The organism is Streptomyces sp. NPDC051243 (assembly GCF_044455405.1).
GTDB lineage: Bacteria > Actinomycetota > Actinomycetes > Streptomycetales > Streptomycetaceae > Streptomyces.
On the sequence record NZ_JBITES010000018.1, the window covers coordinates 56,867 to 83,007 of the forward strand.

The window sequence follows — 26,141 nt, forward strand, 5'->3', positions numbered from 1 at the left end:
CGTCCCCTCAGCCCGCGAACGCGGCCTTGGCCTCGCTGAACAGCGCCTTCGCGGCGTCGGCCGGCTTGGTCTTGCCCTGGGCGACCTCGCCGCCGATGCGCAGGAACGCCGCCTCGATGACGTCGGCGCCGGACGGGTGCGGGGTGATCTTCCCGAGGACGTCGGCCTTGGCGACCTCCTCCTCGTACGCCTTGACGCCCTTGTTGTTGTCGTCGGTGGGTGTGAACGCGTCGTACTGCTCGGTGGTGGCGAGGATGCCGCGGTCGTAGCCCATGATCTTGCCGACCTCCGGGTCGTGGACCATGAAGTCGATGAACTGGGCGACCTCCTTGGGGTGCTTGGTCCCGGAGAAGGCGCTGAGCATCAGCGAACCGAGGTACTGGCCGGTGTCCTTGCCGTCCAGGGTGGGGATCGGCGCGAGCCCGTAGTCCGACTCGCCCTCGCCCTCGTAGCGGATGGAGAAGTTGTCCCAGGTGAACTCGGACGCGGCGAGCCCGGCCGAGAGCGCGGACTTGGGCTTGACCTGCTCGACCTTCTTCGGGTCGGCGACGAGCCCGGACTTCACGCGCTTGTAGCCGTCCTCCCACCACTGCGTCAGATCGTCCTCGGTGAAGCCGAGATCGGAGTCGGTGAAGAAGGCCTTGCCGTTCTGACGCAGGTACAGGTCGTAGAGGTACATGATGCTGAAGTAGCCGGTGTCACCGGCGATCTTCAGCTTGTCCTGGATCGTCTGCAGCGCGTCGAAGTAGTCGTCCCAGGTCCAGCCGAACTTCGCCTCCACACCCGCCTTCTTGAAGGCCTTGAGGTCGATGACGAGCGCCATGGTGTTGGCGCCGACGGGGATGCCGATCTGCTTGCCGTCGACCTGACCGTTCGCCAGGACGCCGTTGCGGAAGTTGTCCAGGCTCAGATTCCCGGCGTCCGCCTGCGTCTTGAGATCCATCAGAACACCGCGCTTGTCGTACTTGCGCAGGAAACCGACCGCATTCTGGAAAACGTCCGGGGGATTACCGCCGGAGGCCTGGGTCTGGAACTTCTCCCAGAACGCCTCATAATCCGTGAATTCAGGCTTGATCTTGATCTTCGGGTACTTCTTCTCGAAGAGCGCGATCGTCTTCTTGATGGCGATGGTGCGCGGCTCGCCACCCCACCACGCGTAACGGATTGTCGCCGTCCCGTCGCTGGAACCGCTGCCCCCTCCGCACCCGGTCGTCGCGGCCAGCCCGAGCGTGGCTGCCGAGGCCCCGGCCACCTTCAGGATCGTACGCCTCTCAACATTCCTGCTGGTTCCCATGGTTGGGCCCCCTCCCCGCAGCGTCATTGCCGCCTGCATGAATCGTTTCAAGTAAGCGCTTGCTGGCACAAGCTACGAGGGGCCTCGGGGTGCGTCAATGATTCGGACAGGAATTTCTTGCGGGCCCGGTGGGCGAGTTGACGGCGCGTAAGGGCGGGCCGGCCGGACGAGCGGTGCGATGTCGCAGGTGAGAGGCGTGCGGTCGGTGGATCGAACGAAGAGTGGACTGCCGCACGAGCGTGCCGGTCGGCCGAAACTTGTCCGGCGACCGAGGAGTTGACGGGGCGTCGTCTACCGGGGATCGGCGCTGCGGGCCGACCTTACGAGGCGTCACCCAAGCGGCGGCGCGGAGCGACGGGACTGTCCGGCCGCGCGCCCCGCCCACCGGCCGGCGGAACTCCCGCGACAACACCTGCCCGCCCCACCGCGCGAGAGCCCGCATCGGCTCCCGACGCGAAAACGACGGCGGCCCGCCTGCACTGTCGCAGGCGGGCCGCCGATCCGGGTGGGCGATACTGGGTTCGAACCAGTGACCTCTTCGGTGTGAACGAAGCGCTCTCCCACTGAGCTAATCGCCCGGACGCAGGAAGAACATTACCCCATGTCAGGGGGTGCGTGTGACCAACGCGGAACCTGCCCGGCCGACACCCGCACCCCTGTCGCGGATCACTGGTTCTTGATGCTCCACGGCATGGCGATGCCGAACTTCCAGACATAGATGCCGACGAGCACGGCCATGATCAGGAGGCCGATCGTCGTCAGGATGATGTTGCGGCGGCGCACCTTCGGGTCGAGGGCCTTCTGGGCCGCCTCGGTGACCTTGCGCTTGGTCCAGCGCAACACCAGCTGGGCCCAGACGAACTCGGTCGCCCAGACCGCCATGCCGCCGAAGATCACGACCCAGCCGGGGCCGGGCAGCGGCAGCATGATGATGCCGGCGACCACTATCGCAAGACCGATGATGAAGACGCCGACCTGCCAGCTCAGGTGCAGCATCCTGCGCGCCTTGACGAACTCCGGCGCTCTCGATCCGAGCCCCTGCTCGCCATCGCCCTTCACATCATCCACTTCGACCCCGCCAGTCGCCACGGCAACCTCGCCAGGCTCGTTACTCCCCGTATTCATACGGCCAAACCCTACCGGACCGAAACCAGTCACCGGAATGGTCGTACCCGGCGAACGGGTTCTCGGCCGGAAGAGTTACGTAAAGACACGCAAAACACTCAGAGGGGTTTACAACGGCACCGTAGGTGGCATGTCGATTTCGCCGACGTGCGAATCCCCGAGCGCACACTGAGCGAAAGGCCCTGGCGCTTATGAACACCACGGTCAGCTGCGAGCTGCACCTGCGCCTCGTTGTGTCGAGCGAGTCCTCCCTGCCTGTCCCCGCAGGCCTGCGGTACGACACGGCCGACCCCTACGCCGTGCACGCCACCTTCCACACCGGAGCCGAGGAGACCGTCGAGTGGGTGTTCGCCCGCGACCTCCTCGCGGAGGGCCTGCACCGGCCCACCGGAACCGGCGACGTCCGTGTCTGGCCGTCGCGCAGCCACGGCCAGGGCGTCGTCTGCATCGCCCTGAGCTCTCCGGAGGGCGAGGCGCTGCTCGAGGCCCCGGCACGAGCTCTGGAGTCCTTCCTGAAGCGGACGGATGCCGCTGTGCCGCCCGGCACGGAGCATCGGCATTTCGATCTCGATCAGGAGCTCTCGCACATCCTGGCGGAAAGCTAGGGCGAGGCCCCCGCAAGCCGCCCGGCGCCGTCGACTCGGGGAGACGGCTCGGGCCAAGACAACCGCATACGGCACGCATCCACGCCGTCTCCGCACCGCCGGAGGCGGCGTTGGTGTGCGCGCGTGGTGGGGGCCGGCGCCCTGGTGGGGGCCGGCGCCCTGGTGGTGTGGCCCTGCGAGCCGGTGCCGCCGCGTGCGGTCGGCCAGGGCTCACACCTCCCGCCACTACCTCCCCGCCGCCAGGTCGCGCCGACGCCGGCCCTCGGCCGCTTGCGGGAACCGCTGGGGCTGTCGCGGCGTTGTAATGGACGTCACAGCAGAGGCAGGGCCGGTGCGGTGCCGGTGGATGCCACTACCATCGGCCAGCATCGGCGGGCGCCCGCCCGACCCCCCAGGCCAGGGAGCGAAACGTGCTGATCACCCATGACACCCGGTGTGCGCTCGATGCCGTGGTGGATCTGGTGAACACCGCCCCGGACGACGAGACACCGGACGGGCTGCCGGACGTCGCGGCTCTCGCGGACTTCGTACGAAAGCACGAAATCAGCGATGTCGGGGTCCTCTCGGAGTTCGATCTGTCGGCGGTGCGCAAGGTGCGTGGGCGGTTCGCCGCGATCTTCGCGGAGCCGGATGCCCGGCGTGCGGCCGCGCTGATCAACGAACTGGTCGCCGCCGCGGGCACCACCCCCCGCCTCACCGACCACGACGGCTACGACTGGCACGTGCACTACTTCGCCCCCGGCGCCTCCGTCGCCGACCACCTGGCGGCCGACTGCGGCATGGCGCTGGCGTTCTTCGTGGTGGCCGGGGAGCAGGAGCGGCTGCGGCGCTGTGAGGCGCCGGACTGCCGGCACGCCTTCGTGGATCTGTCCCGCAATCGTTCGCGGCGGTACTGCGACAGCCGCACCTGCGGAAACCGTCTGCATGTGGCCGCCTACCGGGCCCGCCGCAAGGAAGCGGCCGGCTGAGCGGCCACCGTTCGCGGGCCGGCACGACAGCTGCGTCTACGCGGACCCGGCGGGTGGCGCCGGGGACCGCGGGTACGGCTCAGAGCAGCAGCAGATCGTGCAGCGCAGCCATGAGCAGCAGACACCCGATCACCGCAAGGAAGATCATCAGCGGTGGCTGGGAAAGGGCGAAGAGGCACCCGCGAGGCTCGTCCTGAGGGGGCGCGGCCTCGCTTTGAGTCGTGTCCAGCATCTCGCGCCGATGATGGCGCAGTTCCCACCCTCGGCGCGATCAACACGCCCGGAATGAGCGGGAGTTCGCTGGATTCCGCGATGTCCGGTTCGAGTCGTGATCGCTTACGGACGGGCGGCGACCCACTGTGTCGTTTCAGTCCTGTGTGCGGGGGTCATATGCCGTGCTTCTTCAGGATGGCCTCGATGTCGCTGAAGTCGTCGCCGGCGTCGGCCTTGGGCGCGGTCGCGGGCCGGGTCGACTGACGGGAGCCTGGTCCCAGCGAGGGCGCCGAGGCCGTCGGTGCCACCGCCTCGCTGCGTGCCGAGGCGCGGGCCTCCTTGCGCTCCTTGCGGGTGCCGCCTCGGCGGCGCTCCACCGCGCGCGTGCTCGCGAACAGCAGCCAGGAGGCACCCAGCACTGCGAAGCCGGCCCAGGCGGTCGGGCTGAAGGCGGTGTCCGCCAGCCAGTCGACGACACCGGTCATCACCAGACCGAGGGGCACCAGCGAGTACGCGGCTATCCGCGCGGCCGCGAGGAACCGCTTGCGGTACGCCGTGACCGCAGCGATGCCCAGGCCGGCCGCGGCGACGGCGGAACAGACGGTCTCGGCAATCATCCGGTCCTCCAGGCATGCCTGCTCAGGGTGGGGCACTTCGTCCCTTCCATCCTGCACCGGGGCAACCCAGCCCGGCCATGCCTGGGGCGGACATCAGGGAGATCTCCGGGTCGCCTCCTCCACAGGTGCCGGTCGGAGTCGTACGACCGAGGCGGCGGTCGTCGCACGCCCCACCGTCGTAGGCCCAAGCGTCGTACGACCGGGCGGAGGACGGTGAAGCACAGGCCGACCGCACCGCAGCGGCGGCCGACGGACCCCCGAGCCACGGCCCGCGGACGCCGCTGCCCATGCCTCCGGGACGAAGCACCAGGTCGGATTGGGTCGTGCGCGCCGGGGCTGGGAGACTGGGCCCATGAGCGACTCCTCCCCCGACCGCCCCGCCGCCCCCGTCCTCGACGTCTGGTGCGAGCTGCAGTGCCCCGACTGCCGCAGCGCCCTGGACGACCTCCGTGCCCTGCGCGCCCGTTACGGCGACCGGCTGGAGCTGCGGCTGCGGCACTTCCCGCTGGAGAAGCACAAGCACTCCTTCGCCGCCGCGCAGGCCGCCGAGGAGGCGCTGGAGCAGGGGCAGGGCTGGGCGTACGTCGAGGCGGTGCTGGGCCGGGTCGAGGAACTGGACCGTAAGGGAGAACCCTTCCTGGTCGAGATGGCCCGGGAACTCGGCCTGGACGCCGAGGAGTTCGACACGGCCCTGATCGACGGCCGGCACATCCTGATCGTCGACGCCGACCAGGCCGAAGGCAAGGCGATCGGCGTGACCGGTACGCCGACGTATGTGATCGGCGGCGAGCGCCTCGACGGCGGCAAGAGCCAGGAGGGGCTGCGCGAGCGGATCGAGGAGATCGCCGACCGGCTGCTGGCCGACGGTGCCTGAGCCTCAGATCAGGGGTTTGTGCAGGTTGTAGTGGGTGGTCTCGTAGCCGAGTGACTCATAGAGCCGCTCGGCCGGGGCGTTGCCCGCGAAGACGTGCAGGGATATGCGGTCCCGCCCGCCCGCGACCGCTTGGGCCTCGGCGAGCAGCATGAGCGCCCGGCCGTGACCACGACCCCGATACCGGGCATCCGCCTCGACGTCGAGCACGTAAGCCGTGTCGGGCCACAGTCCCAGCCAGAGCACACCGACCCGCGTCTCCTCGTGCTCCAGCACGCTGATCAGGGTGTTCTCGGTGGCCAGGCCGTCCGGCAGGAACCTGGCGTGCCCCTGGTCCGCCCTGGCGTAGGCCGCGTCGGCCGGCACGCCGACGCCGATCAGACTGCGGGCGACCACCTCGCGCTCGTGCACCAGCCAGGGCCCGTACTCGGCCTCGGTCATCGGGCGGGCCGTGGTTCCGACGGGCAGCTCCGGCGGGGTCGGGCCCAGCGGCTTCGACATGTTCCGGCTGCGCAGGACGTATCCGAGCGCCGTGGCGAGCCTCAGCGCGACCCGGGCGTCGCCGGGTACCCGCGCGTCGATGCTCTTGCAGCCCCAGCTCCGTGCGATCTCCTCGGCGGCGAGCACCGCCACGGTGCCGCGCCCCCGCCCGCGGTCCGGCTCCGCGATGTGCAGGTCCGAGACGCAGGCCACGGACGGGCCGTCGGGGCCGGTGGAGAGGCGGATCCCGCCGACGGGACGGCTGTTCACGCATACCCGGTAGCGGCGCGACTGCGTCCCGTCGGCGTTGCGCTGAAGCGGCTCGGACGGCCGCAGGGTGGTGGTCATCACGGGTGTTCTACCCACCGCGCCGCCCAACGGCAGCCCATTTTCCCGCCCTACGGATCCAGGTCGTCCCCGGACCGCTCGGCGAAGATCCGCATGGCCTTGGCGGTCACCGGGCCCGGGGCGCCCGGCAGTTCGCGGTCGTCGACGCGGTGGACGGCCTGGACGTCCCGCAGGGTAGAGGTGAGGAAGACCTCCTCGGCCCGCTCGAGGACGTCCAGCGGCAGGTCGGTCTCCTTGGCGCCGGTCCACTCGACCGTCAACGCGCGTGTGATGCCCGCGAGACAGCCCGAGGCGACCGGCGGTGTGTGGATCTCGCCGTCCAGGACGACGAACACGTTCGACCCGGTGCCTTCACAGAGGTGCCCGACCGTGTTGCCGAACAGGGCCTCGGTGGCGCCGTGTTGGTGGGCGCGGGCGAGGGCGACGACGTTCTCGGCGTACGAAGTCGTCTTGAGGCCGGCGAGAGCACCGCGTTCGTTACGGGTCCACGGCACGGTGATCACGGCCGTGGAGTCGGCGCGCCGGGCGGTCTCACCGAGGGCGACGACGAGGGTCGGGCCGTGCTCGCCGCGGTCGGAGCCGAGGGGGCCGTGGCCGCCGGTGTAGGTGATGCGCAACCGGCCCAGCGGCATCGGGTTGGCCGCCAGGACGGCGGCGCAGGCCCGGCGGACCTCGTCGTGGTCGGGGTCGGGCAGACCGAGACCCCGCGCCGAACGCGTGAGCCGGTCGAGGTGCCGGGTCAGCGCGAACGGGCGGCCGTCCACCGCCTTCACGGTCTCGAAGACGCCGTCGCCCACGGTCAGCCCGTGATCGAAGACGGACACGCGGGCGGACTCGATGTCCTGCAGCCCGCCGTCGAGCCAAAGCTTCACTGGTCTCCTCGCAAGTCCACACCGGGGGCGTCGGGCCGACCGGAGCCCAGGAGGGTGTCCTCCGGCCCCGCACCGTCCGCTCGCGCTCCCTCTCCACTCACCGCGTACGCCCCCGACGCTACCGCGAGCAGCCGGGCCGCCTTCAGTTCGGTCTCCCGCCACTCCCCCTCGGGATCCGAGCCCCAGGTGATCCCCGCGCCGGTCCCGAAGCGCAGCACCCCCTCGGCCCGGTCGATCCAGAAGGTACGTATCCCCACGGCCAGCTCACCGACGCCCCGGTCGGCGTCGATCCAGCCGATGCCGCCGCAGTACGGCCCGCGGGGCGCCGTCTCCAGCGCGTCGATGATCCGCAGGGCACTCGACTTCGGGGCTCCGGTGACCGAGCCGGGCGGGAAGGCGGCATCGAGCAGTTCGGGCCAGCCGGCGCCGGGACGCAGCTCACCACGCACCGTGGAGACCAGATGGACGAGCCCCGGATGCTTCTCGACGACGCACAGATCGGGCACGGTCACGGTCCCGGTGGCGCACACCCGGCCGATGTCGTTGCGCACCAGGTCCACGATCATCACGTTCTCGGCATAGTCCTTCTCCAGCAGGTCCGCCTCGGTGCGCCCGGTGCCCTTGATCGGCCCGGACTCGACGACACGCCCGTCGCGCCGCAGGAAGAGCTCGGGAGACGCGGTGGCTATCTCGACCCCGTGCCCCGGCAGCCGGATCGTTCCTGCGTACGGCGCCGGATTGCCGCGGGCCAACAGGGCGGTGAGGGAGTCCACATCGGCGTCCGGGCCGATGGGCGCGCTCAGAACGCGGCAGAGATTCGCCTGGTAGACCTCGCCGGCCGCGATGTGCTCCCGGATGCGCCGTACGCCCGCCGTGTACGCGGCGCGATCGAGCGAGGACGACCAGTCACCGGCAGTCGGGCCCCGCCACTCCCCCGGCACCGGGGCGGGCACGGGCGCCTCTCGTACGTCACGGAAGCGAGCGCAGGTCAGACCGCCCTCGAAGTCGGCGCAGACGGCCCAGAAGCCGCGGGAGTCCAGGGCCGCGGGGTCGCTGGTGACGTCGAGGAGACCGGTGGCGACGCGGGCGCCGAAGCGGGCGAGAGGAGCGAGGTCGAGCACGCAGTCGAGTCTATGGCGGGTGTCCCGCGGGTGACCTGGCCATGTCCCTCCGGGGACCTTCATCAGGTCCCTGAGCAGGTGCAGCGCAGCACGCTGCACAAACGCGTTTTTGTACTGGCCCCGGAATCCGCTAGAGTTCAACACGTCGCCGGGCCGCGGGAGCGGAACGAAACGACAAGCGGACGTAGCTCAGTTGGTAGAGCGCAACCTTGCCAAGGTTGAGGTCGCGAGTTCGAGCCTCGTCGTCCGCTCGAAGGAACAAGGGGATCTTCCCGAACCCCTGCACTCCTGGTGGAGTGGCCGAGAGGCGAGGCAACGGCCTGCAAAGCCGTCTACACGGGTTCAAATCCCGTCTCCACCTCCAAGGACGATTAGCTCAGCGGGAGAGCGCTTCCCTGACACGGAAGAGGTCACTGGTTCAATCCCAGTATCGTCCACTGGATCTTCGGATCCCCCGCGCGATTAGCTCAGCGGGAGAGCGCTTCCCTGACACGGAAGAGGTCACTGGTTCAATCCCAGTATCGCGCACGCAGTACTCGTGATCTTCGACTCATGATCGTGATCACGGTCCCGAGGACGATTAGCTCAGCGGGAGAGCGCTTCCCTGACACGGAAGAGGTCACTGGTTCAATCCCAGTATCGTCCACATGTCGAAGCCCCCGGTCTTGTGACCGGGGGCTTCGTTGTGGCTTGCGGTGGCTCAGCTTCAGCTGGAGAACAGCATGTGCCCGAAGCTCTTGTGCCGCTTGTGGCCGTAGTGACCACCGTGGTGGCCGCCGTGCGGGGCGCCCCACGCCGGGGCCTGCGGCGGGGCCGGGTAGGCCTGGGGGGCGGCCGGGGGCGGTGGGGCCGGCTGGGACCACTGGGACTCCAGGCGGGTCAGCGCCTCCAGCTCGCCGTAGTCGAGAAAGATGCCGCGGCAGCCGCTGCACTGCTCGATCTGAACGCCGTTGCGGTTGTAGGTGTGCATCGGCGCATGGCACTTCGGACACTGCATGGTCGGCTCAACTCCTCGCCGGTCGGTCCTGCTTCGACTGTCGCCAGGACAGACTCTGTCCGGCTGCGGTCGGTTGCACCCTACTTTGCGTGCCCGTCGGTCAACTCAGGGGGGACGGACGCCATTCGGTCGCAGGCGGCGACGAAGGACTCCTCGACCTCGTCGAGGGGACGGCCCTCCGAGGCGGCCTTGGTGATCGCCCGGGCGGCGGTCTGCACGGTGAGGGCACGGGCCGGGACGTCCAGGGCGGGCCAGGGGTCTCCCTCGGCGGGGACGGCCGTGCCGCCGGCGGCGCGGTAGGCGGTCAGGAAGCGGTGCCACTCCTCGGGCGCGAGCAAGCCGCACGCGTACCAGGCGGCGGGCCGCCCGAGATCCCAGGCGGGCACGCCTACGCCGAGGTCGTCGATGTCGATGAGCAGCCAAGGGCCGTCCGGGGCCGGGTGACGGACGAGTTGGCCGAGGTGGAGGTCGCCGTGGCAGAGGGTGGTGCCGTCGGGTTGGGGGGCCTCGGCGCGGGCCCAGGCGGGGAGGGAGTTCCAGGCGCGGAGGACGGATGTGGTGCTGGTTGGTGGGGTGGTGACCGTCGGGGATGTGGCGCCGGCCGGTGCGTCGGTGCCGGTCGGCGGTGATGTGGCGCCGGTCCGCTGTGTGGTGTCGGCGGTCATCGGTTCTGGGTCGGTCACCGCACGGAGGCGGGATATCGCGAGGGCGGCTTTGACGGGGCCGCGCATGGGGGGCAGCGGTGCGGGGGCGGGGGTGCGATGGAGACGGGCGAGGAGGGTGGCGGCCGCTTCCCAGGGAGCGGCGTCGGGGTCTGCGCGGTCCACCGGGGTGCCGTACGGCCAGAAGGTGACCAGTCGGCCGTGCAGGTCGGCGGGCTTGGGGGTGAGCGGGGGGAGGAAGAGGTCGGGGAGGTGTGTGGCGGTGGCGAGGCGGGGGGTCAGCTCGGTGGCGGTGATGTCCGGGGCGTGGGCCTTGGCAACCGTGTCGGCGTGGCGGACGACGGTGGCGTCGGGGCGGTCGGCGAGCGTGACGGTTGCTCCGCAGGGACAGGCCGAGGTGCGGGAGTGGGCGGTGGCCTCGGCTTGTGCGGTTAGGTGGGGAAGGAGGGGGTTGGGGGTCACTGGTGTCACTGGGGTCACTGCGGTCCCTTGGCCTGCGGATGCGTTGGGGCGAGGGTACGTGGGAGGCGGCGTCGGTTTGGTCGTACGGCTTGCCGCAGCCCGCAGGCCAGGCAGGTCGCTACCGCCCGCAGGGTAAGGAGGCAGCTGCGGCCCGCAGGCGACGGAAGCGGCGATGCGCGTATGGAGTGCGGGTGCCTCCGCGGGGCCGCCGTCGCGGGCCGCGGGGAAGGGGAGGTGTCGGGGCTGTCGTACGCATGGCACGGCGTGCGGCCGCAAAAAGCAATGCCGGCGCAGCTCCCCAGCTGCGCCGGCATTTGTGCCGTCCGCCGCACCCCCGTCCCCACGGGGTTTCATGGGTGGATGTCCCCGCCCGGACCGCTCTTCCGGGCCTGGGGTCGCCGCTCAGCGCCCCAGCATCACGCCCACGGACGACGCCTGTGTGGCCACTGTCTCCCAGCCGTCGAAGACGAGGAGGAGAAGGGCCGCCAGGGGAAGGGCCATGAGCGTCGCCACCAGGGGGTGGCGACGGCCCTGACGGCGGGAGTGGAGCAGCATCCGCTCCTGTGTGCGGATCACTGTCCGCGGTGCCGTCTGGGCCATGGTCCCTCTCCTGACCTGTGTCAGTTGTCGTTGGCAGCGGCGGGTGTCTGACCTCGGGGGACGAGTGCTGCACCCGCCGCTTGACCTCAAATCTAGGCGGCCGGGCCGCTCCGGGCGTCATGCCCTCGTACCGATTGCCGGGCCTCCCGGAGGATGAGCCGTGACCTGCGAAGTACTCCCCTGGGTGGAGACGAGGTCCTAGGTCTCCGGGTCTTCCCGGAGGGGACGCCCGGTGTGCCCTGCTTTCTCCGGCCCTAGTCCGGGCTTGCCTCCGAGCCGTCCGCACGCGGCACGGGCTGCTCGACCAGCGCCAGGACCCGGTTCGCCATGAACCGGGCCGTACGCACGACAGAGCCGTTCCGGGTGACTTCGCTCACTTCCACTACGCCACGACGCACCGCTGTCTCCACCCGGCGGCCCGCCCTGCTCGCCACCACCTCGTATGTCCGTGTCGTGTCCCCGGCGTCCACGACTATCTCCACGCGATCACCCTTCACGGGCTCAATCCCCCTTCTGCGACGGCTGGTTGGGCGCCGGGCAGGGCGTAAGTCGCCCTGCTCACCCGCCCCCTGACCACCCTTCAAGTCTCCCACCCACCACTGACAATCCATCGCGCCGAGAGGGCGCGGCCTCTGCGCACGGCGGCCCGTGGAAACGTAAGCTGTGGCTCGTCAGACGGACCGGGCAGCGGGGATGAACATGGCGATGATGCGCCTGAGGCGCGAGGACCCGCGCGTCGTCGGCTCGTTCAGGCTTCACAGACGGCTTGGCGCGGGCGGCATGGGCGTCGTCTACCTGGGCTCCGACAAGAAAGGGCAGCGGGTCGCGCTCAAGGTGATCCGGCCCGACCTGGCGGAGGATCAGGAGTTCCGCTCGCGGTTCGCGCGTGAGGTCTCGGCGGCACGGCGGATTCGCGGCGGGTGTACGGCACGGCTCGTGGCCGCCGACCTCGAGGCGGAGCGCCCCTGGTTCGCCACCCAGTACGTACCCGGCCCCTCTCTGCACGACAAGGTCGCCGACGCGGGCCCGCTGGGCGCGGCGGAGGTCGCCGCCATCGGCGCCGCCCTGTCCGAGGGCCTGGTCGCGGTGCACGAGGCCGGGGTCGTGCACCGGGATCTGAAGCCGTCCAACATCCTGCTGTCCCCCAAGGGCCCGCGGATCATCGACTTCGGTATCGCCTGGGCGACAGGAGCCTCCACCCTCACCCACGTCGGCACCGCGGTCGGCTCCCCCGGCTTCCTCGCCCCGGAGCAGGTGCGCGGCGCCGCCGTCACCCCGGCCACGGACGTCTTCTCCCTCGGTGCCACGCTCGCGTACGCGTCCATGGCCGACTCACCCTTCGGCCATGGCAGTTCCGAGGTGATGCTGTACCGCGTCGTCCACGAGGAAGCACAGCTGCACGGCGTACCGGACGCGCTGGCTCCCCTCGTACGGGCGTGTCTGGCGAAGGACCCGGAGGAACGGCCCAGCACTCTCCAGCTGTCGCTGCGCCTGAAGGAGATCGCGGCCCGGGAGGCCCAGGGACTCGGCGACGTACGCCCGCCCGCGCCCCGTTCCCCCGAGACGGACCGCCCGACCGGGCGGCTCGCCGACACCTACCCCGACCAGCAGCGCGCCCAGCGACGCGGGCAGGGCACTCCCCCGCCACGCGGCGCCGGCCTGCCGCGCGGCAACGGCGTCCCGCGAGTGCCCGGCCCCGCTCGTGACGGAGCCGCGTCCAGGGGCGGCGGCGCCCCGCACAGCGGTACGGCGGCGCCCCGGTCCGGGGCTCGGCCGGTGCCCTCCGCACGGAAGTCCCCGCGCTCGGGCAACGGCACCCGGCCCGTCCAGCGCAGTGGCGGCCGTCCGGCGCCGCGGACCACGGGGACGGGGCGGCGGCCCGCCAACCCGCAGCTGCTGCGGCAGCGACTGTTCGTGTTCGTCGTGGTGACGCTGCTCGTGGCTCTCGGCATCGCTGCCGCACAGGGCTGCCAGGGTCCGCAGCGGGGGCTCGGCGACGACGGGGACAACGGACGGCAGCGGCAGGAGCGGGTGGAGCCGGGCTACAAGCCGGTGGACGGGGACGTGATGTCCGAGCGGTACGAGACGACGTTCGACATCTCCGAGTAGCCGCTCCGCCGAGCGGCCGGATCTCGTAGCCGGATCTCCGAGCAGCCGGCCTGAACCGCTGTCCTTGACCGGCCCATCGGTGTCACAGGCCCGGCAGGATCCGTTCGAAGAACTCCCGGTCGCCGTCGAAGACCGGGTCCAGGGACAGGAACTCCTGCGGCGTGACCCAACGGGCCTCGCCGACCTCGTCCGGGTCGGGGATCACCTCGCCGGTGTCGGCCCGTGCCGTCCACCAGTGGAGGCGGAAGCGGCCGTCGTCGGTCTCGGACTCCCAGACCTTCGCCAGGGGTACGACGGTGAGGCCGACCTCCTCGCGGACCTCCCGGACGACGGCCTCCCGCTGGGTCTCCCCCGGCTCGACCTTGCCGCTGAGGGGCTGCCAGTAGCCTGGGCGCGCGACGGCGGGGCCGCGGCGGATGGCGAGGACGCGGTCGCCGCGGAGCAGGACCGCGACGATCGCCTCGCGCCGCGCCATCGCCGCCGGCCCTAGGTCGTGTTCGCGGGGCAGGCGGGACTTTGCGGACACGGCCTAGCCCTGGGGGCGGCCCGTGGCCACCGCGTAGAAGGCGACCGCGGCCGCCGCACCGACGTTGAGGGAGTCGACGCCGTGGGCCATGGGGATACGGACCCATTCGTCGGCGGCGACGAGGGCCTGTGTGGAGAGGCCGTCGCCCTCCGCGCCGAGCATGAGGGCGACCCGTTCCATCCGGTGCGGGGCGGCCTCGTCGAGCGTCTTGGCCTTCTCGTCGGGGGTGAGGGCGAGCAGCGTGAAGCCGGCCTCGCGTACCGACTCCAGGCCCTTGGGCCAGGAGTCCAGGCGGGCGTACGGCACGGAGAAGACCGCGCCCATCGAGACCTTGACGCTGCGGCGGTAGAGGGGGTCGGCGCAGTCCGGGGAGAGCAGGACCGCGTCCATGCCGAGGGCGGCGGCCGAGCGGAAGATGGCGCCGATGTTGGTGTGGTCGTTGACCGACTCCATGACCACCACCCGGCGGGCTCTCTGGAGGAGCTCGGTGGCGGTCGGGAGCGGTTTGCGCTGCATGGAGGCGAGCGCGCCGCGGTGCACGTGATAGCCGGTGACCTGCTCGGCGAGCTCCGGGCTGACCGCGTAGACGGGCGCCGGGAGCTCGTCGATGACGTCGCGCATGACGTCGACCCACTTGGCCGACAGCAGCATCGACCGCATCTCGTAGCCGGCTTCCTTGGCCCGTCTGATGACCTTCTCGCCCTCGGCGATGAACAGGCCCTCGGCCGGTTCGCGCTTGCGGCGCAGTTCGACGTCGGTCAGGCCCGTGTAGTCACGCAGGCGCGGGTCGGTGGGGTCATCGACGGTGATGAGATCGGCCACAGGGTGATACTGCCTTGTCCTGGGTGTGGTGCCAACGGCTTGGCACGATTGGGTTACCGGCGGTTACGCGAGGGGGTCACGCGGAAGGGTTCGGTCCGACCTTCACTACCTCGCCGATGACGATGACCGCCGGTGGCTTCACCTCATGGGTGAGCACGGTCTCGCCGGCCGTGGCGAGGGTGGCGTCGACCCTGCGCTGGGCGGCGGTCGTGCCCTCCTGGACCAGGGCGACGGGCGTGTCCGGGGACTTGCCGTGCGCGATGAGCGTCTCGGCGACCTTCCCGATCGTGCCGACGCCCATGAGGATCACCAGCGTGCCGGTCAGCTTGGCGAGGGACGGCCAGTCGACCAGGGAGCGCTCGTCGTCAGGCGCGATGTGGCCGCTGACCACGGTGAACTCGTGGGCGACGCCCCGGTGGGTGACCGGGATGCCGGCGGCGCCGGGCACCGAGATCGAGCTGGAGATGCCGGGCACGACCGTGCACGGGATGCCGGCCTCGGCCAGCGCCTGGACCTCCTCCATGCCACGGCCGTAGACGAAGGGGTCGCCGCCCTTGAGCCGTACGACCGACTTGCCCTGCTTGGCGTGCTCGATCAGCGCGTTGTTGATGGCCTCCTGGGCCATGAAGCGGCCGTACGGCAGCTTCGCCGCGTCGATCACCTCGACGCTCGGCGGGAGCTCGGCGAGCAGGTCGCGCGGGCCCAGGTGGTCGGTGATGACGACGTCGGCCTCGGCGAGCAGGCGGCGGCCGCGCACGGTGATCAGATCGGGGTCGCCGGGGCCGCCGCCGACCAGGGCGACGCCGGGGGTGCGGGTGCGGTGGTGCGGGGCGACGAGCGTGCCGTCGCGGAGGCCCTCGACGACCGCGTCGCGGACGGCGGCGGTGTGGCGGGGGTCGCGGCCGCGCGCGTCGGTGGTGAGGACGGCGATGGTGACGCCCTCGCTGTGGCCCGTCGCGGGGGTCCAGGCGGTGGCGGCGTCGGCGTCGTCGGAGCGGACGCACCAGACGCGGTTGCGCTCCGCTTCGGCCGAGGCCCGCGTGTTCGCCTCCTTGTCGCCGGTCGCGATCAGGGCGTACCAGGCGTCCGCGAGGTCGCCTTCCTGGTACGGGCGCCTCTGCCAGGTGAGCTCGCCCGCGTCCGCCATTGCCTCCACGGAGGGGGTTGCCTCGGGGGACACGAGGAGGATGTCGGCGCCCGCTGCGATGAGGGCCGGGAGGCGGCGCTGGGCCACCTGGCCGCCGCCGAGGACGACGACCCGACGGCCGGTGAGGCGGAGGCCTACGGGGTAGGCGGGGTTTTCGGCCATGAGGGTGCGGCTCCTCTGTACGGCGGTGCAGTGGCCCTGACGTGCGGATTTTACGGGGCGGGTAGGTGTGGCGGCTCAGGTGTCCGGAGGCTGAGCGTCGTTGCCGGGTGCGGGTGCGTGGGGCCGTGCCCATCCGTTCCGCCCTGCGGAACGACTGCCCACGGCCGCACGGACGGCCACGCGGCACATCAAGCCAGGGGCCTGCGCTGTCGTGCCGGAGTCCCGCGCCCGCGCTACGGCAACCGCTACTTCTCGGTTACCCCCGCCGAATCGAACGTCGCCACCTCGTGCATCGCCCGCGCCGTGCTCTGCACCAACGGCAGGGCCAGCAGCGCCCCCGTGCCCTCGCCCAGCCTCAGGTCCAGGTCGACCAGAGGGCGCAGGCCCAGCTTGTTGAGGGCGGCCACGTGGCCGGGCTCTGCGCTGCGGTGGCCCGCGATGCAGGCGGCCAGGACCTCGGGAGCGATCGCGCGGGCCACCAGGGCGGCGGCGCCGGCGCTGACGCCGTCCAGGATCACCGGCGTGCGGAGGGACGCGCCGCCCAGCAGAAGGCCGACCAGCGCGGCGTGCTCGAAGCCGCCGATCGCCGCCAGAACGCCGATGGGGTCGGCGGGGTCGGGCTGGTGGAGCTCGATGGCCCGACGGACGACCTCGGTCTTGCGGGCGAGCGTCTCGTCGTTGATGCCGGTGCCACGGCCCGTCACCTCGGACGGGTCGGTGTCCGTGTAGACGGAGATCAGGGCCGCAGACGCCGTCGTGTTGGCGATGCCCATCTCACCCGTGAGCAGTGCCTTGTTGCCCGCCGCCACCAGATCACGGGCGGTTTCGATGCCGACCTCGATGGCCTGCTTGGCCTCCTCGCGGGTCATCGCCGGCCCGGTCGTCATGTCGGAGGTACCCGCGCGGACCTTGCGGGGCAGCAGGCCGGGGGTGGCCGGGAGGTCGGCCGCGACGCCGACGTCCACGACGCACACCTCCGCGCCCACCTGGCCGGCGAAGGCGTTGCAGACCGCGCCGCCGCCGAGGAAGTTGGCGACCATCTGGGCCGTGACCTCCTGCGGCCAGGGGGTGACGCCCTGGGCGTGCACGCCGTGGTCGCCGGCGAAGATCGCGACGGCCGCGGGCTCCGGGATCGGCGGCGGGCACTGCCGGGACAGGCCGGACAGCTGGGCGGAGATGATCTCCAGCATGCCGAGCGCACCGGCCGGCTTGGTCATGCGCTTCTGCCGCTCCCAGGCCTCGCCGAGCGCCTTGGCGTCCAGCGGGCGGATCTGGGCGACGGTCTCCGCGAGCAGGTCGTGCGGCTCCTCGCCGGGCAGCGCGCGACGGCCGTACGTCTCCTCGTGCACGACCCAGGACAGCGGGCGGCGCTTGGACCAGCCGGCCTGCATCAGCTCGGGCTCGTCCGGGAACTCGTCGACGTATCCGACGCACAGGTAGGCGATGACCTCCAGGTGCTCGGGCAGGCCGAGGGCGCGGACCATCTCGCGCTCGTCGAAGAAGCTGACCCAGCCGACGCCGAGGCCCTCGGCGCGGGCGGCGAGCCAGAGGTTCTCGACGGCCAGCGCGGCGGAGTACGGCGCCATCTGCGGCTGGGTGTGCCGGCCGAGGGTGTGGCGGCCGCCGCGGGTCGGGTCGGCGGTGACGACGATGTTCACCGGGGTGTCGAGGATGGCCTCGATCTTCAGTTCCTTGAACTGCTTGGCCCGGCCCTTGGGGAGGGACTTGGCGTACGCCTCGCGCTGGCGCTGGGCGAGTTCGTGCATAGTGCGCCGGGTGTCGGCGGAGCGGATGACGACGAAGTCCCAGGGCTGCGAGTGGCCGACGGAGGGCGCGGTGTGGGCGGCCTCCAGGACGCGCAGCAGGACCTCGTGCGGGATCGGGTCGCTGCGGAAGCCGTTGCGGATGTCGCGCCGCTCGCGCATGACCTTGAGTACGGCCTCACGCTCGGCGTCGTCGTAGGCGGGCGCGGCGGGGCCGGTGGACTGACGTGCTTCTTCCACTGCGGCCGTGCTCTCTTCTTGAGGGTCTTCCTGGTCGGCGGCCCGGGTGTCCAGGTCCTCCGCGTGCTGTACGAGTTCGGGATCGCCCTCACGGGGTGCGGGGACCGTGGCGACGGTGGCCGGTGCCTCCTCCGTGGGCAGCACGATCGGCTGCGGCGGGGTCGGCGCGAGGTGCGGGGTGGTCGGCACCGAGCCGTCGACGGGGACGAACTGGCCCAGGGGCTGGTCGGGCGTGGGCTCCAGGTGGCCGCCGACCGGGAGGACGGCGGTGGTGTCTCCGCCGCCGCCGAACTCGGCGGGTCCGACGGGCGGTTGGGTCGGGTCCTGGGCGTCCTGGGGCGCCGGCACGGAGTGGGCCGCGGGCTGGAGCTGCGGTCCGGCCGGTTCCGCGACGAACGGCTCGGGGGCCTCGGCCGGAGCAACGCCCGTGGAGGACGGCTGCGGCTCGGACGAGTCCAGGGTCTCCGGGGCGGGGGTGGCCGAGTCGGGGGTGGAGGCGTCCGAGGCGGCGGCCGCGGCGAGCGGCTGAGGGGCCTCGGCGGACTCGGTCGGCTCGGTGGGCATGTCGGGCGTCTGCTGGGCGGCCGGCGTCTGGGCTGCTGGTTCCGCGATGTGGGCCTGCGCTTCGGGGGCGGTCGCGCTCGCGGCCACGGCCTGTGCGGCGGCGGCCGCGTCGGCCTCCGCCGGTGTGCCGTCCTGGGCCGGCTGCTGGGTCCGCTGCTGGGCCTGCGCGAGGTTCGGCTCCACCATGGGTGCCGCGACCGGGGCGGACGGGGCCGTCTGCTGCAGGGAGGCCTGCTCGGCGTCCGCGGAGTGCGGGGTCGGGTCGGGGGTTACGACGGCGGCGGCGTGCGCGGGCTGTGGCGCCTGGCCCGCCTGCTCGACTTCCGCGGGCTGGGGAGCCGTCGCCGCTTCGAAGGCTGTCGGGTCGGGGGTGGCTTCGGGGGCCGGCTGCCCCTGAGCGGGGACGACACCTTCGGCCGGGACCTGGGCAGCGTCGACCGCCGGGACGGCCTCGGGGGCCGGCGTGCCCTCGGGCACGGGCTCCTCACCGACCTGGGCGAGAGCCTCGGGCGCCGCGGTGTCGACGACCTGGGCAGCCTCGGCGGGGGCAGCCCCGGGGATCTGCTCGGCGCCGACGACGGGCGTCTCGGGCTGCGCCGCCTGCGGGGCGGGCGCTGCGGGGGCGGGCTCGGCTTCGGGGGTGGACGCGGCGAGGGCCTGCTCGGCTTCAGGGGTGGGCGCCGCGAGGGCCTGCTCGCCTTGGACGGCGGCGGCCGCGGGCGCCTCCTCACCCTCGGCGGGCGCCGCATCGGCCTGCTCGCCCTCGACGGCGGGCGCCGCGACTGCCTGCACAGCCTCGGGCGCGGCTGTCTCGACGACGTCCCCGGGGTCAGCCGCAGCACCCCCGTCAGTCGGCGCGCCCTCCGGCACGGTCCCGCCGGAAACGTCGCCGGCCCCGGCCACGGGGGGCTCGTTGGTCGGGGTCGCGTCGGTCACGGGGACTTCGGCTGCCGGAACCTGCTCGGGCCCGTCCCCCCGACCCTCCTCGGCGCCGCCAACTCCCGGGCCCTGTACGGCGTCCGGGGCACCGGCCACGCCAGGCACCTGCCCGGCATCCGGGTGTGCCCCGCTCACCGGGGCCTCTCCGCCGTCGGCGTCGGACGGGGCCGCCTCGGCCGTACCGGCACCGGAGTCGGCCCCGACTGCCACGGCATCACCGGCTCCGGCCGCAACAGCGGCCCCGACGCTCGGATCATCCGCGGCCGCCGGCTGACCGGCGTCCTGGCCATGCGCCGCCTCGGCACCCGGCATCTCGCCGACGACAGGAACCTGCGCACCGCCCGGCATCTCGCCGGCGACCGGAACCTGCGCACCGCCGACCGGCTCCCCGGCGCTCTCGGCCGACTCCGTTCCCGGAGCGTGGCCGCCCTCCGCGCCCGGCTCGACACCGACGACCGGCGAGGGATCACCGGCCGACGGCGCCTGACCGTCGTACCCACCCTCCTGCGGAACCGCCACACCCACTGCGGCACTGTGCGGCGCGTCCGAAGCAGCGGTCCGCGCGATGTCCGTGGCGCCCTGCGGCTCAACGGAGGCCGCGACCTGCGCCGCACCCACCGCACCCTGCGAACCGTCCGAAGCCTCGACCCGTCCCGCATCCGCCGTACCCTGCGGAGCACCTCCCGCGGCCACGGCCTCCGTGGCGACCCGGGCCACCACCGCCTGCGCGGCGCCCACCGGGTGCCCGGTGGGGACAACCGTTTCGGCAGCTTGCGCCTCGGCGCTCGACGGCACGGGGGCCGGTGCGCCCCAGGGTGTCGCCGTCTGAGGGGCCGACGCCTCGCGGTGCTGTGGGACGTCGAGGTACTCGGGGCCGGTCGCGCCGGGGTGGCGTGCGGGGGCGCCGACGGCGCCGCGGTCGGCGAGGGAGCGGACCGGGCTCGCGGAGGCGTCGGGGATGGGCGGACCGAGGTGCAGGGGCCGTCGCGGAGTGATCGGGGGAATCGGCGTCGAAGGGGCCGTCGGGCCGGGCACGCGGACGGCGCTGAGGTCGACCGAGCCGCTGTCGCGGCCGGAGAGCTGGTGCGCGTCCGGCTCGTGCACGGCTTCGACCACCGGCTCGGGCGCGGGCGGGGCGACCTCGTTGCCCCAGGCACCCTGGGAGCCGGGCATCAGCAGGTCTTCGTCCTCGGCGGTGGTCTCGGAGAGGTAGGTGTACGCACCGTGCGCCGCGTGGACGCCCGGCTGCTCCATGCCTGCGCTCTCCGGCAGTCCCTCGCCCGGGACCTGGCCGGTGTCGGTCATGCGTACCCCTCGCCCATCGGTTAGTGCTTCTACGACCAGCTCACCCGGGAACGGCGCACCGACCGCCCCCGCAGTGAAGAACGAGCGTGCGTGCCCAGCGGCACGAACGACCCGCCCAAAAAAGGCGACAAAGCCATTGAGTGGCATTGTCGTGGCCATTCGGCCGTCGCGACAGGTTGATCCGCGACAGGCCGCTGTGGACTGCGCCACGTTGCGCGTACTCCGGTTCCGCCGTACCACACACACCCCAAACGGGGCGTGTTTTTCCGGACATTGACCGACGAAGCGCCGGGCGACCGAGTGCGGTACAACGATCGGCCAGCCTACCGCGCGCGGTACGACAACAGGATCACGGGGACAGGTACTCGGTCATACCGCGCGGTCGGGAAGAACCCCGCTGAGCAGGAACGCGACCGTGCGCTCCCGCTCCGTCCAGGCCCGCGTGTCGAGCTCCACGGACTGCAGGAGCGCGCACTCCACGTCGTAGCCGTGCTCGGTCAGGTCGCGGCCGAGGAGTTCGGCGTCGTAGCGGGTGGCGGCGTGCGTGACGATGCGCTGCGGGCGCCGGTCGGCGACGGCGGAGACGACGGCGGCTCCCCCGCCGCCGACGCGTACGACGTCCGGCTCGGGGAGGTTCTCCAGGACGTGTGGGGCGGTGCCCTGGACGATCTGCAGCTGGACCCCGAAGGCGCGCGCGTTGGCCTCGGTGCGCTCGCAGGCCCGTGGGTCGCGGTCGACGGCGATGACGGCGGCGCCGGCCCGTGCGGCCTCGGTGGCGAAGGCGCCGCTGCCGCAGCCGATGTCCCACACGAGGTCGCCGACGCGCGGGCCGAGCCGGGCGAGTTGGGCCGTGCGCAGCGGTTCCAGCTCGCCTTCGCCCATCAGGCCGCCGTAGGACTCGGCGGGCAGCGTCCAGCCTCGCGGGGCGGCGGACGGGTCGCGTCCGGCGATCCAGCCGCCGGACTCCCCCGCGCCGGCCGGGCCGCCGATGACGATGACGACATTCGGGTCCCGCCAGGCGTGGTCGGCGGCCTTGTCGGAGGTGACGACGGTGACCTGCTCGCGTTCGGTGCCGAGCGCCTCGCAGATGACGAAGGTGCGGTGGACGCCCTCCAGGAGCAGTCCGAGCTCGGCGGGTCCGGCGCCGGGTGAGGTGAGGACGGCGACCTTGGTGTGGGCGCGGCACACATTCACCGCGCGTCGCAGGGTGCGACGGTGTGCGACGACCACCTGTGCGTCGTCCCACGGCATGCCGGCCCGGGCGAAGGCGGCGGCGACGGAGGAGACGGCGGGGACGACCTCGACCTCCAGGCCGAACTCGGGCGCGCGCAGGGTTCGTACGACTCCGAAGAAGCCCGGGTCACCGTCGGCGATGACGACCGCGGTGCCCCGGTGGCCGGCGATGCGGCGGGCGGCGAGGGCCGTGCTGCCGAGACGGACGCGCTCTGCGGCGGGCGGCACCTCGGGGAGCGCCAGATGGTGTGCGGCACCGGCCACCAGCGTGGCGGCACCGAGGGCGGAGCGTGCCGCGGCGGTCAGCGGCGAGCCGTCCCAGCCGATCACCGTGACGCGGTCGGCCATCGTCGTCAGTCTCCCGGGTTTGTGCAGGTCGTTGCCAGAGCTGCCCGTGGGCGGGCTCCGTGAGGGTACCCGGTGTCAGTTCCAGTCGCCGAACGATGTGAAACCGCCGGCCGACTGGTCACCGACGCCCTCCAGGTCCTCGGGCAGCAGGCTCCACACGATGAAGTCGGTGCGTACGTCGGCCCAGGCACCGTCCTCCGCGCGGACGCGCGCTATGCACGCGTTGCGCAGGACGCCCTCACTGATGCAACCGATCTTCTGGGCGACCTGCTGGGAGGCGGTGTTGTCGGCGGCCGTGCGCAGCTCGACGCGCTCGAACTTCTGGTCGGTGAACAGCCATTGGGCGGTGGCCAGCGCGGCCTCGGAGGCGTAGCCCTCGCCACGCGCCCAGGGGGCGATGATGTACGAGAGCTCGGTGGCGCGCACATGCCAGTTCGTCTTGGTCAACTGGACGACGCCGACCAGGCGCTGGGTGAGGAACTCGGTGACGGCGAGGTCCAGTCCGCGGCCGGCCTCGCGCTCCGTCGGGGCGTACTCGGTGATCCAGCTGCGGGCGCCGTCCTCGGTGAACGGCTGCGGGACGTCGGTCCAGGCGCCGACCTGCTCGTCGTTCATCATCTCGGCCAGTGCGGGCACGTCGTCCTCGTCGAGGGGACGCAGCACCAACCGCTCCGTGCTGATGGAGATGTTGGGGAAGGTGCTAGTCATGCGCCGCTCCGTAACCTTCGGAAAACCTTCAGGGCCTGCTGAACTGCCCAGCATGCAGCATGAAAGCACTGAACCGCACCACGGGGTCCACACCAAGTGAAGGAGTGGACCCCGTGCGTGGCGATACGCCGTATACGCGCCGTCAGAAGGCGGCGACGACCGCTCCGTCGTACTCGTCCTCGATGAACTTCTTCACCTCGGGCGAGGTGAGCAGCTCGGCGAGCTTCCGTACGCGCGGGTCGTCCTCGTTGCCCTTCTTCACGGCGAGGAAGTTGCCGTACGGGTTGTTCTCGGGCGACTCGGCGGCGATGGCGTTCTCGGCCGGGCTGAGGTCGGCCTCCAGCGCGTAGTTGCCGTTGATGACGGCGGCGTCGACGTCACCGAGGGAGCGCGGCAGCTGGGCGGCCTCCAACTCCTTGAACTCGATGTTCTTCGGGTTGGCGGCGATGTCCTTGGGGGTCGCTTCGTAGCCGGCGCCCGCCTTGAGCTTGATGACGCCGTTGGCTTCCAGCAGCTTCAGGGCGCGGGCCTCGTTGGTGGTGTCGTTCGGCAGGGCGATCGTGGCGCCCTTCTTGAGGTCCGTGAGCTTCTTGACGCCCTGGGAGTACACGCCGAGCGGCTCCAGGTGCACCGTGGCGTTCGGCACGGCGACGATGTCGGTGCCGTTCTTCTTGTTGAAGTCGTCCAGGTACGGCTGGTGCTGGAAGTAGTTGGCGTCGACCTCACCCTGCTGGACGGCCGTGTTGGGCGTCACGTAGTCGGTGAACTCCTTGACCTCGAGTTCGAGGCCGGCCTTCTTCGCGAGGTTGTCCTTGATGTAGGTGAGGATCTCGCCCTGCGGGGTGGGCGTGGCGGCGACGGTCAGCGGGCCGCTCGCGTCGGAGGTACCGGAGTCCTTGTCCGAGCCGCAAGCGGTGAGCCCGAGGGTGAGGGCTCCGGCGGCGAGGACGGCAGTGGTGATCTTGGCGGTGTTACGCACGAAAAGTGCCTTTCCTTATGGGTGGTGCAGCCCCGTGGTGGTGTTACGGGGAGATCTGGGTGCCCGTCCGGGGGTCAGACGGTCTTGCTCGTCGCCGTGGCCGCCTTCAGCAGCCGCAGCTTCGGCGCCGGACCCGACTGGCCGCCGCGGCGGTGCAGGGAGCGGGCCGCGTAGTCGCCGGCGAACTGGATGAGGGAGATGACGACGGCGAGGATCGCGACGGTGAGCCACATCAACTCGGTCTCGAAGCGCTGGTAGCCGTAGCGGATGGCGATGTCGCCGAGGCCGCCCGCGCCGACCGTGCCGGCCATGGCGGAGTAGCCGATGAGGGCGACGATCGTGGTCGTGGTGCTGGCGATGACCGACGGCAGGGACTCGGGTACGAGGACCTTGCGCACGACGGTCCAGGTGTTGCCGCCCATCGACTGCACGGCCTCCACGAGCCCGCCGTCCACTTCGCGGACAGCCGTCTCGACGAGCCGGGCGAAGAACGGGATCGCGCCGATGGCGAGCGGCACGATGGCGGCCTCGCGGCCGATGGTCGTCCCGGTGACCCAGCGCGTGAAGCTCATCAGCGCGACCATCAGGATGATGAACGGCATCGACCGGGCGACGTTCACTATCTGCCCGATGACCTTGTTGGCCAGCACGTTCTGGAGCAGGCCGCCCCGGTCGGTGAGGACGAGGAGGATGCCGAGCGGGAGGCCGCCGACGACGGCGATGAGGGTGGACCAGCCGACCATGTAGAGGGTGTCCCAACAGGCCTGGGACAGCAGCGGCTGCATCTCGGACCAGGTCACGGCCGGGCACCTTCCTTCAGCAGAACGGGCTCCTGGCCCAGTACGTCGATGTGGAGGCCCTGTTCGCGCAGGAACCCGATCGGCACGACGTTGTCCTCGTAGCGGCCGGGCAGTTCGATGCGCATCCGGCCGACCTGGAGTCCGCCGACGGTGTCGATGGCGGCGCCGAGGATCGATATGTCGATGTTGTAGGTACGGGAGAGCTGGGAGATGACCGGCTGGGTCGCGGCCTCGCCCTGGAAGGTCACGTCGACGACCGTGCGGTCGTCGGCGGACGCCTCGCCGCCCAATGGGAAGAGCGCCGAGGCCAGTTCGGAGCCGGGGGTCGCGAGCAGCTCGCTGACCGTGCCCGACTCGACGATACGACCCCGCTCCATGAGCGCGGCGGAGTCGCAGATCGACTTCACGACGTCCATCTCGTGCGTGATGAGCAGCACGGTCAGGCCCAGTTGCCGGTTCAGGTCGCGCAGCAGCTGGAGGATGGAGCGGGTGGTCTCCGGGTCGAGGGCGCTGGTGGCCTCGTCGGAGAGCAGCACCTTGGGGTCGCCGGCCAGGGCGCGGGCGATGCCGACGCGCTGCTTCTGGCCGCCGGAGAGCTGGGCGGGGTAGGCCTTGGCCTTGTCCGCGAGGCCCACCAGGTCGAGCAGTTCGAGCGCCTTGCGGGAGCGTTCCCTGCCTGAGATGCCGAGGATCTCCAGCGGCAGCTCGACGTTGTCCTGGACCGTGCGCGAGGACAGCAGGTTGAAGTGCTGGAAGACCATGCCGATACGGCTGCGCGCGCGCCGGAGCTCCTTGCCGGCCCGGGGGCCGCGGCCGGCGAGGGCGGTGAGGTCCTGTCCGGCGACGGTCACCGTCCCGGAGGTGGGGCGCTCCAGCAGGTTGACGCAGCGGATGAGCGAGGACTTGCCGGCGCCGGACTGGCCGATGACGCCGTACACCTCGCCTTCGCGGACGTGCAGATCGACGCCGTCGAGGGCGGTGACCTCGCGGCCGCGCGAGCGGTAGACCTTGGTCAGGCCCGATGTGGTGATCACTGGGATTCCGTCACTGTCGAGTGCGCGGCGCGTCGTGGGCGCCGGGCACGGGGCATTTCATGGTCGAAGGCAGCCGGAAGCGCAGCACGGTTCTCGCGAGTGCGGGGGAACCGGGGAGAATCGTGTGCGCGGGGCGGGACTCAGTCACGCAAGCAGTGCGTGGACATGAGCGGGCTCTCGCTTCGGGGCGCGAGGCTCAGGTGGTGCGGGGGCCCTCTAGAAGGCGC

General features: G+C 71.7%; 24 protein-coding genes and 6 tRNA genes. 9 read left to right on the plus strand and 21 right to left on the minus strand.

Annotated features, from left to right (window positions below; all coding sequences use genetic code 11):
* Positions 1–7: 7 nt before the first annotated feature.
* The 3 genes from ACIBAG_RS36795 to ACIBAG_RS36805 all read right to left on the minus strand — a co-directional run bounded on the left by ACIBAG_RS36795 (position 8) and on the right by ACIBAG_RS36805 (position 2,419).
* Positions 8–1,294: an ABC transporter substrate-binding protein gene (locus ACIBAG_RS36795; RefSeq protein WP_399111356.1), complete on the minus strand. Its 1,287-nt coding sequence runs from the start codon at positions 1,292–1,294 to the stop codon at positions 8–10.
* Between the two features lie 506 nt (positions 1,295–1,800).
* A tRNA-Val gene (locus ACIBAG_RS36800) sits at positions 1,801–1,872 on the minus strand.
* Positions 1,873–1,960: 88 nt separating this feature from the next.
* A complete protein-coding gene (locus tag ACIBAG_RS36805; RefSeq protein ID WP_399111607.1) occupies positions 1,961–2,419 on the minus strand; it encodes a TIGR02611 family protein in 459 nt (152 codons plus the stop codon).
* A 191-nt stretch (positions 2,420–2,610) separates the two neighbouring features.
* Between ACIBAG_RS36805 and ACIBAG_RS36810 the strand changes: the two genes are divergently transcribed.
* Positions 2,611–3,024, plus strand: coding sequence for an SsgA family sporulation/cell division regulator (locus ACIBAG_RS36810; protein ID WP_004002642.1), 414 nt, complete (start codon positions 2,611–2,613; stop codon positions 3,022–3,024).
* A gap of 410 nt (positions 3,025–3,434) precedes the next feature.
* The gene (locus ACIBAG_RS36815) at positions 3,435–3,992 is read left to right on the plus strand and encodes a CGNR zinc finger domain-containing protein (protein ID WP_399111358.1); all 558 of its coding nucleotides are present in this window, start codon (positions 3,435–3,437) and stop codon (positions 3,990–3,992) included.
* A gap of 79 nt (positions 3,993–4,071) precedes the next feature.
* Here the strand turns inward: ACIBAG_RS36815 and ACIBAG_RS36820 are convergent, their stop codons facing one another.
* Both ACIBAG_RS36820 and ACIBAG_RS36825 read right to left on the minus strand, forming a co-directional pair.
* Positions 4,072–4,224: a hypothetical protein gene (locus ACIBAG_RS36820; protein ID WP_004002639.1), complete on the minus strand. Its 153-nt coding sequence runs from the start codon at positions 4,222–4,224 to the stop codon at positions 4,072–4,074.
* A 154-nt stretch (positions 4,225–4,378) separates the two neighbouring features.
* On the minus strand, positions 4,379–4,822 hold the full coding sequence (locus tag ACIBAG_RS36825) for a hypothetical protein (protein ID WP_399111360.1): 444 nt from the start codon (positions 4,820–4,822) through the stop codon (positions 4,379–4,381).
* A gap of 352 nt (positions 4,823–5,174) precedes the next feature.
* Between ACIBAG_RS36825 and ACIBAG_RS36830 the strand changes: the two genes are divergently transcribed.
* Positions 5,175–5,696 (plus strand): DsbA family protein, encoded by a 522-nt coding sequence (locus tag ACIBAG_RS36830; protein ID WP_399111362.1) that lies wholly within the window; start codon positions 5,175–5,177, stop codon positions 5,694–5,696.
* A gap of 3 nt (positions 5,697–5,699) precedes the next feature.
* On the opposite strand, the gene ACIBAG_RS36835 is transcribed toward ACIBAG_RS36830, so the two are convergent.
* Genes ACIBAG_RS36835 through ACIBAG_RS36845 form a run of 3 tightly spaced genes read right to left on the minus strand, consistent with a single transcriptional unit; the run spans position 5,700 to position 8,514 of the window.
* Positions 5,700–6,521, minus strand: coding sequence for a GNAT family N-acetyltransferase (locus tag ACIBAG_RS36835; RefSeq protein WP_399111364.1), 822 nt, complete (start codon positions 6,519–6,521; stop codon positions 5,700–5,702).
* 50 nt (positions 6,522–6,571) lie between these two features.
* A complete protein-coding gene (locus ACIBAG_RS36840) occupies positions 6,572–7,393 on the minus strand; it encodes an aminotransferase class IV (protein WP_399111366.1) in 822 nt (273 codons plus the stop codon).
* A complete protein-coding gene (locus tag ACIBAG_RS36845; RefSeq protein ID WP_399111368.1) occupies positions 7,390–8,514 on the minus strand; it encodes a chorismate-binding protein in 1,125 nt (374 codons plus the stop codon). The genes ACIBAG_RS36840 and ACIBAG_RS36845 overlap by 4 nt, the downstream gene beginning before the upstream one ends.
* 178 nt (positions 8,515–8,692) lie before the next feature.
* On the opposite strand from ACIBAG_RS36845, the gene ACIBAG_RS36850 reads away from it, so the two are divergent.
* From ACIBAG_RS36850 to ACIBAG_RS36870, 5 genes are all read left to right on the plus strand, one after another.
* Positions 8,693–8,765 (plus strand) — tRNA-Gly (locus tag ACIBAG_RS36850).
* A 39-nt stretch (positions 8,766–8,804) separates the two neighbouring features.
* Positions 8,805–8,878, plus strand: a tRNA-Cys gene (locus ACIBAG_RS36855).
* 1 nt (position 8,879) lies between these two features.
* Positions 8,880–8,951 (plus strand) — tRNA-Val (locus tag ACIBAG_RS36860).
* Between the two features lie 19 nt (positions 8,952–8,970).
* Positions 8,971–9,042 (plus strand) — tRNA-Val (locus ACIBAG_RS36865).
* Between the two features lie 46 nt (positions 9,043–9,088).
* Positions 9,089–9,160: transfer RNA gene (locus ACIBAG_RS36870), tRNA-Val, on the plus strand.
* A 60-nt stretch (positions 9,161–9,220) separates the two neighbouring features.
* Here the strand turns inward: ACIBAG_RS36870 and ACIBAG_RS36875 are convergent.
* From ACIBAG_RS36875 to ACIBAG_RS36890, 4 genes are all read right to left on the minus strand, one after another.
* Positions 9,221–9,511 (minus strand): zf-TFIIB domain-containing protein, encoded by a 291-nt coding sequence (locus ACIBAG_RS36875; protein ID WP_399111370.1) that lies wholly within the window; start codon positions 9,509–9,511, stop codon positions 9,221–9,223.
* Positions 9,512–9,591: 80 nt separating this feature from the next.
* Positions 9,592–10,635 (minus strand): phosphotransferase, encoded by a 1,044-nt coding sequence (locus ACIBAG_RS36880; protein ID WP_399111372.1) that lies wholly within the window; start codon positions 10,633–10,635, stop codon positions 9,592–9,594.
* Positions 10,636–11,037: 402 nt separating this feature from the next.
* Positions 11,038–11,235 carry a hypothetical protein gene (locus ACIBAG_RS36885; protein WP_399111374.1) on the minus strand — a complete coding sequence of 66 codons (198 nt, stop codon included), beginning with the start codon at positions 11,233–11,235 and terminating at the stop codon, positions 11,038–11,040.
* Positions 11,236–11,489: 254 nt separating this feature from the next.
* Complete coding sequence (locus ACIBAG_RS36890) at positions 11,490–11,732, minus strand: hypothetical protein (protein WP_399111376.1); 243 nt, start codon at positions 11,730–11,732, stop codon at positions 11,490–11,492.
* A 196-nt stretch (positions 11,733–11,928) separates the two neighbouring features.
* Here ACIBAG_RS36890 and ACIBAG_RS36895 point away from each other — a divergent pair, with 196 nt between their 5' ends.
* A complete protein-coding gene (locus tag ACIBAG_RS36895) occupies positions 11,929–13,344 on the plus strand; it encodes a protein kinase (RefSeq protein WP_399111609.1) in 1,416 nt (471 codons plus the stop codon).
* 82 nt (positions 13,345–13,426) lie between these two features.
* Here ACIBAG_RS36895 and ACIBAG_RS36900 read toward each other — a convergent pair whose 3' ends face one another.
* The 9 genes from ACIBAG_RS36900 to ACIBAG_RS36940 all read right to left on the minus strand — a co-directional run bounded on the left by ACIBAG_RS36900 (position 13,427) and on the right by ACIBAG_RS36940 (position 25,914).
* Positions 13,427–13,870, minus strand: a complete 444-nt coding sequence (locus tag ACIBAG_RS36900; RefSeq protein ID WP_399111378.1) for an NUDIX domain-containing protein — start codon at positions 13,868–13,870, stop codon at positions 13,427–13,429.
* Between the two features lie 3 nt (positions 13,871–13,873).
* Complete coding sequence (locus ACIBAG_RS36905; RefSeq protein ID WP_399111380.1) at positions 13,874–14,692, minus strand: TrmH family RNA methyltransferase; 819 nt, start codon at positions 14,690–14,692, stop codon at positions 13,874–13,876.
* A gap of 76 nt (positions 14,693–14,768) precedes the next feature.
* Entirely contained in the window at positions 14,769–16,001 is a 1,233-nt protein-coding gene (cobA, locus tag ACIBAG_RS36910) for a uroporphyrinogen-III C-methyltransferase (protein WP_399111382.1), read from the minus strand.
* Positions 16,002–16,246: 245 nt separating this feature from the next.
* Positions 16,247–20,812: a nicotinate-nucleotide--dimethylbenzimidazole phosphoribosyltransferase gene (gene cobT / locus ACIBAG_RS36915; RefSeq protein ID WP_399111384.1), complete on the minus strand. Its 4,566-nt coding sequence runs from the start codon at positions 20,810–20,812 to the stop codon at positions 16,247–16,249.
* Positions 20,813–21,181: 369 nt separating this feature from the next.
* Positions 21,182–22,393: a precorrin-6y C5,15-methyltransferase (decarboxylating) subunit CbiE gene (gene cbiE, locus ACIBAG_RS36920; RefSeq protein WP_399111386.1), complete on the minus strand. Its 1,212-nt coding sequence runs from the start codon at positions 22,391–22,393 to the stop codon at positions 21,182–21,184.
* Positions 22,394–22,468: 75 nt separating this feature from the next.
* The gene (locus ACIBAG_RS36925) at positions 22,469–23,101 is read right to left on the minus strand and encodes a GNAT family N-acetyltransferase (RefSeq protein WP_399111388.1); all 633 of its coding nucleotides are present in this window, start codon (positions 23,099–23,101) and stop codon (positions 22,469–22,471) included.
* 142 nt (positions 23,102–23,243) lie between these two features.
* Complete coding sequence (locus ACIBAG_RS36930) at positions 23,244–24,080, minus strand: MetQ/NlpA family ABC transporter substrate-binding protein (protein WP_399111390.1); 837 nt, start codon at positions 24,078–24,080, stop codon at positions 23,244–23,246.
* Between the two features lie 74 nt (positions 24,081–24,154).
* On the minus strand, positions 24,155–24,880 hold the full coding sequence (locus ACIBAG_RS36935) for a methionine ABC transporter permease (protein WP_399111392.1): 726 nt from the start codon (positions 24,878–24,880) through the stop codon (positions 24,155–24,157).
* Complete coding sequence (locus ACIBAG_RS36940; protein ID WP_399111394.1) at positions 24,877–25,914, minus strand: methionine ABC transporter ATP-binding protein; 1,038 nt, start codon at positions 25,912–25,914, stop codon at positions 24,877–24,879. Before ACIBAG_RS36940 ends, ACIBAG_RS36935 begins: the two co-directional genes overlap by 4 nt.
* Between the last annotated feature and the right edge of the window lie 227 nt (positions 25,915–26,141).

Bases quoted from the DNA above. Each gene is read 5' to 3' on its own strand.
- ACIBAG_RS36795 (WP_399111356.1), bottom strand. From the start codon at position 1,294: ATGGGAACCAGCAGGAATGTTGAGAGGCGTACGATCCTGAAGGTGGCC.
- ACIBAG_RS36805 (WP_399111607.1), bottom strand. From the start codon at position 2,419: ATGAATACGGGGAGTAACGAGCCTGGCGAGGTTGCCGTGGCGACTGGC.
- ACIBAG_RS36810 (WP_004002642.1), top strand. From the start codon at position 2,611: ATGAACACCACGGTCAGCTGCGAGCTGCACCTGCGCCTCGTTGTGTCG.
- ACIBAG_RS36820 (WP_004002639.1), bottom strand. From the start codon at position 4,224: ATGCTGGACACGACTCAAAGCGAGGCCGCGCCCCCTCAGGACGAGCCT.
- ACIBAG_RS36825 (WP_399111360.1), bottom strand. From the start codon at position 4,822: ATGATTGCCGAGACCGTCTGTTCCGCCGTCGCCGCGGCCGGCCTGGGC.
- ACIBAG_RS36830 (WP_399111362.1), top strand. From the start codon at position 5,175: ATGAGCGACTCCTCCCCCGACCGCCCCGCCGCCCCCGTCCTCGACGTC.
- ACIBAG_RS36835 (WP_399111364.1), bottom strand. From the start codon at position 6,521: ATGACCACCACCCTGCGGCCGTCCGAGCCGCTTCAGCGCAACGCCGAC.
- ACIBAG_RS36875 (WP_399111370.1), bottom strand. From the start codon at position 9,511: ATGCAGTGTCCGAAGTGCCATGCGCCGATGCACACCTACAACCGCAAC.
- ACIBAG_RS36885 (WP_399111374.1), bottom strand. From the start codon at position 11,235: ATGGCCCAGACGGCACCGCGGACAGTGATCCGCACACAGGAGCGGATG.
- ACIBAG_RS36895 (WP_399111609.1), top strand. From the start codon at position 11,929: ATGAACATGGCGATGATGCGCCTGAGGCGCGAGGACCCGCGCGTCGTC.
- cobA (WP_399111382.1), bottom strand. From the start codon at position 16,001: ATGGCCGAAAACCCCGCCTACCCCGTAGGCCTCCGCCTCACCGGCCGT.
- cobT (WP_399111384.1), bottom strand. From the start codon at position 20,812: ATGACCGACACCGGCCAGGTCCCGGGCGAGGGACTGCCGGAGAGCGCA.
- cbiE (WP_399111386.1), bottom strand. From the start codon at position 22,393: ATGGCCGACCGCGTCACGGTGATCGGCTGGGACGGCTCGCCGCTGACC.
- ACIBAG_RS36925 (WP_399111388.1), bottom strand. From the start codon at position 23,101: ATGACTAGCACCTTCCCCAACATCTCCATCAGCACGGAGCGGTTGGTG.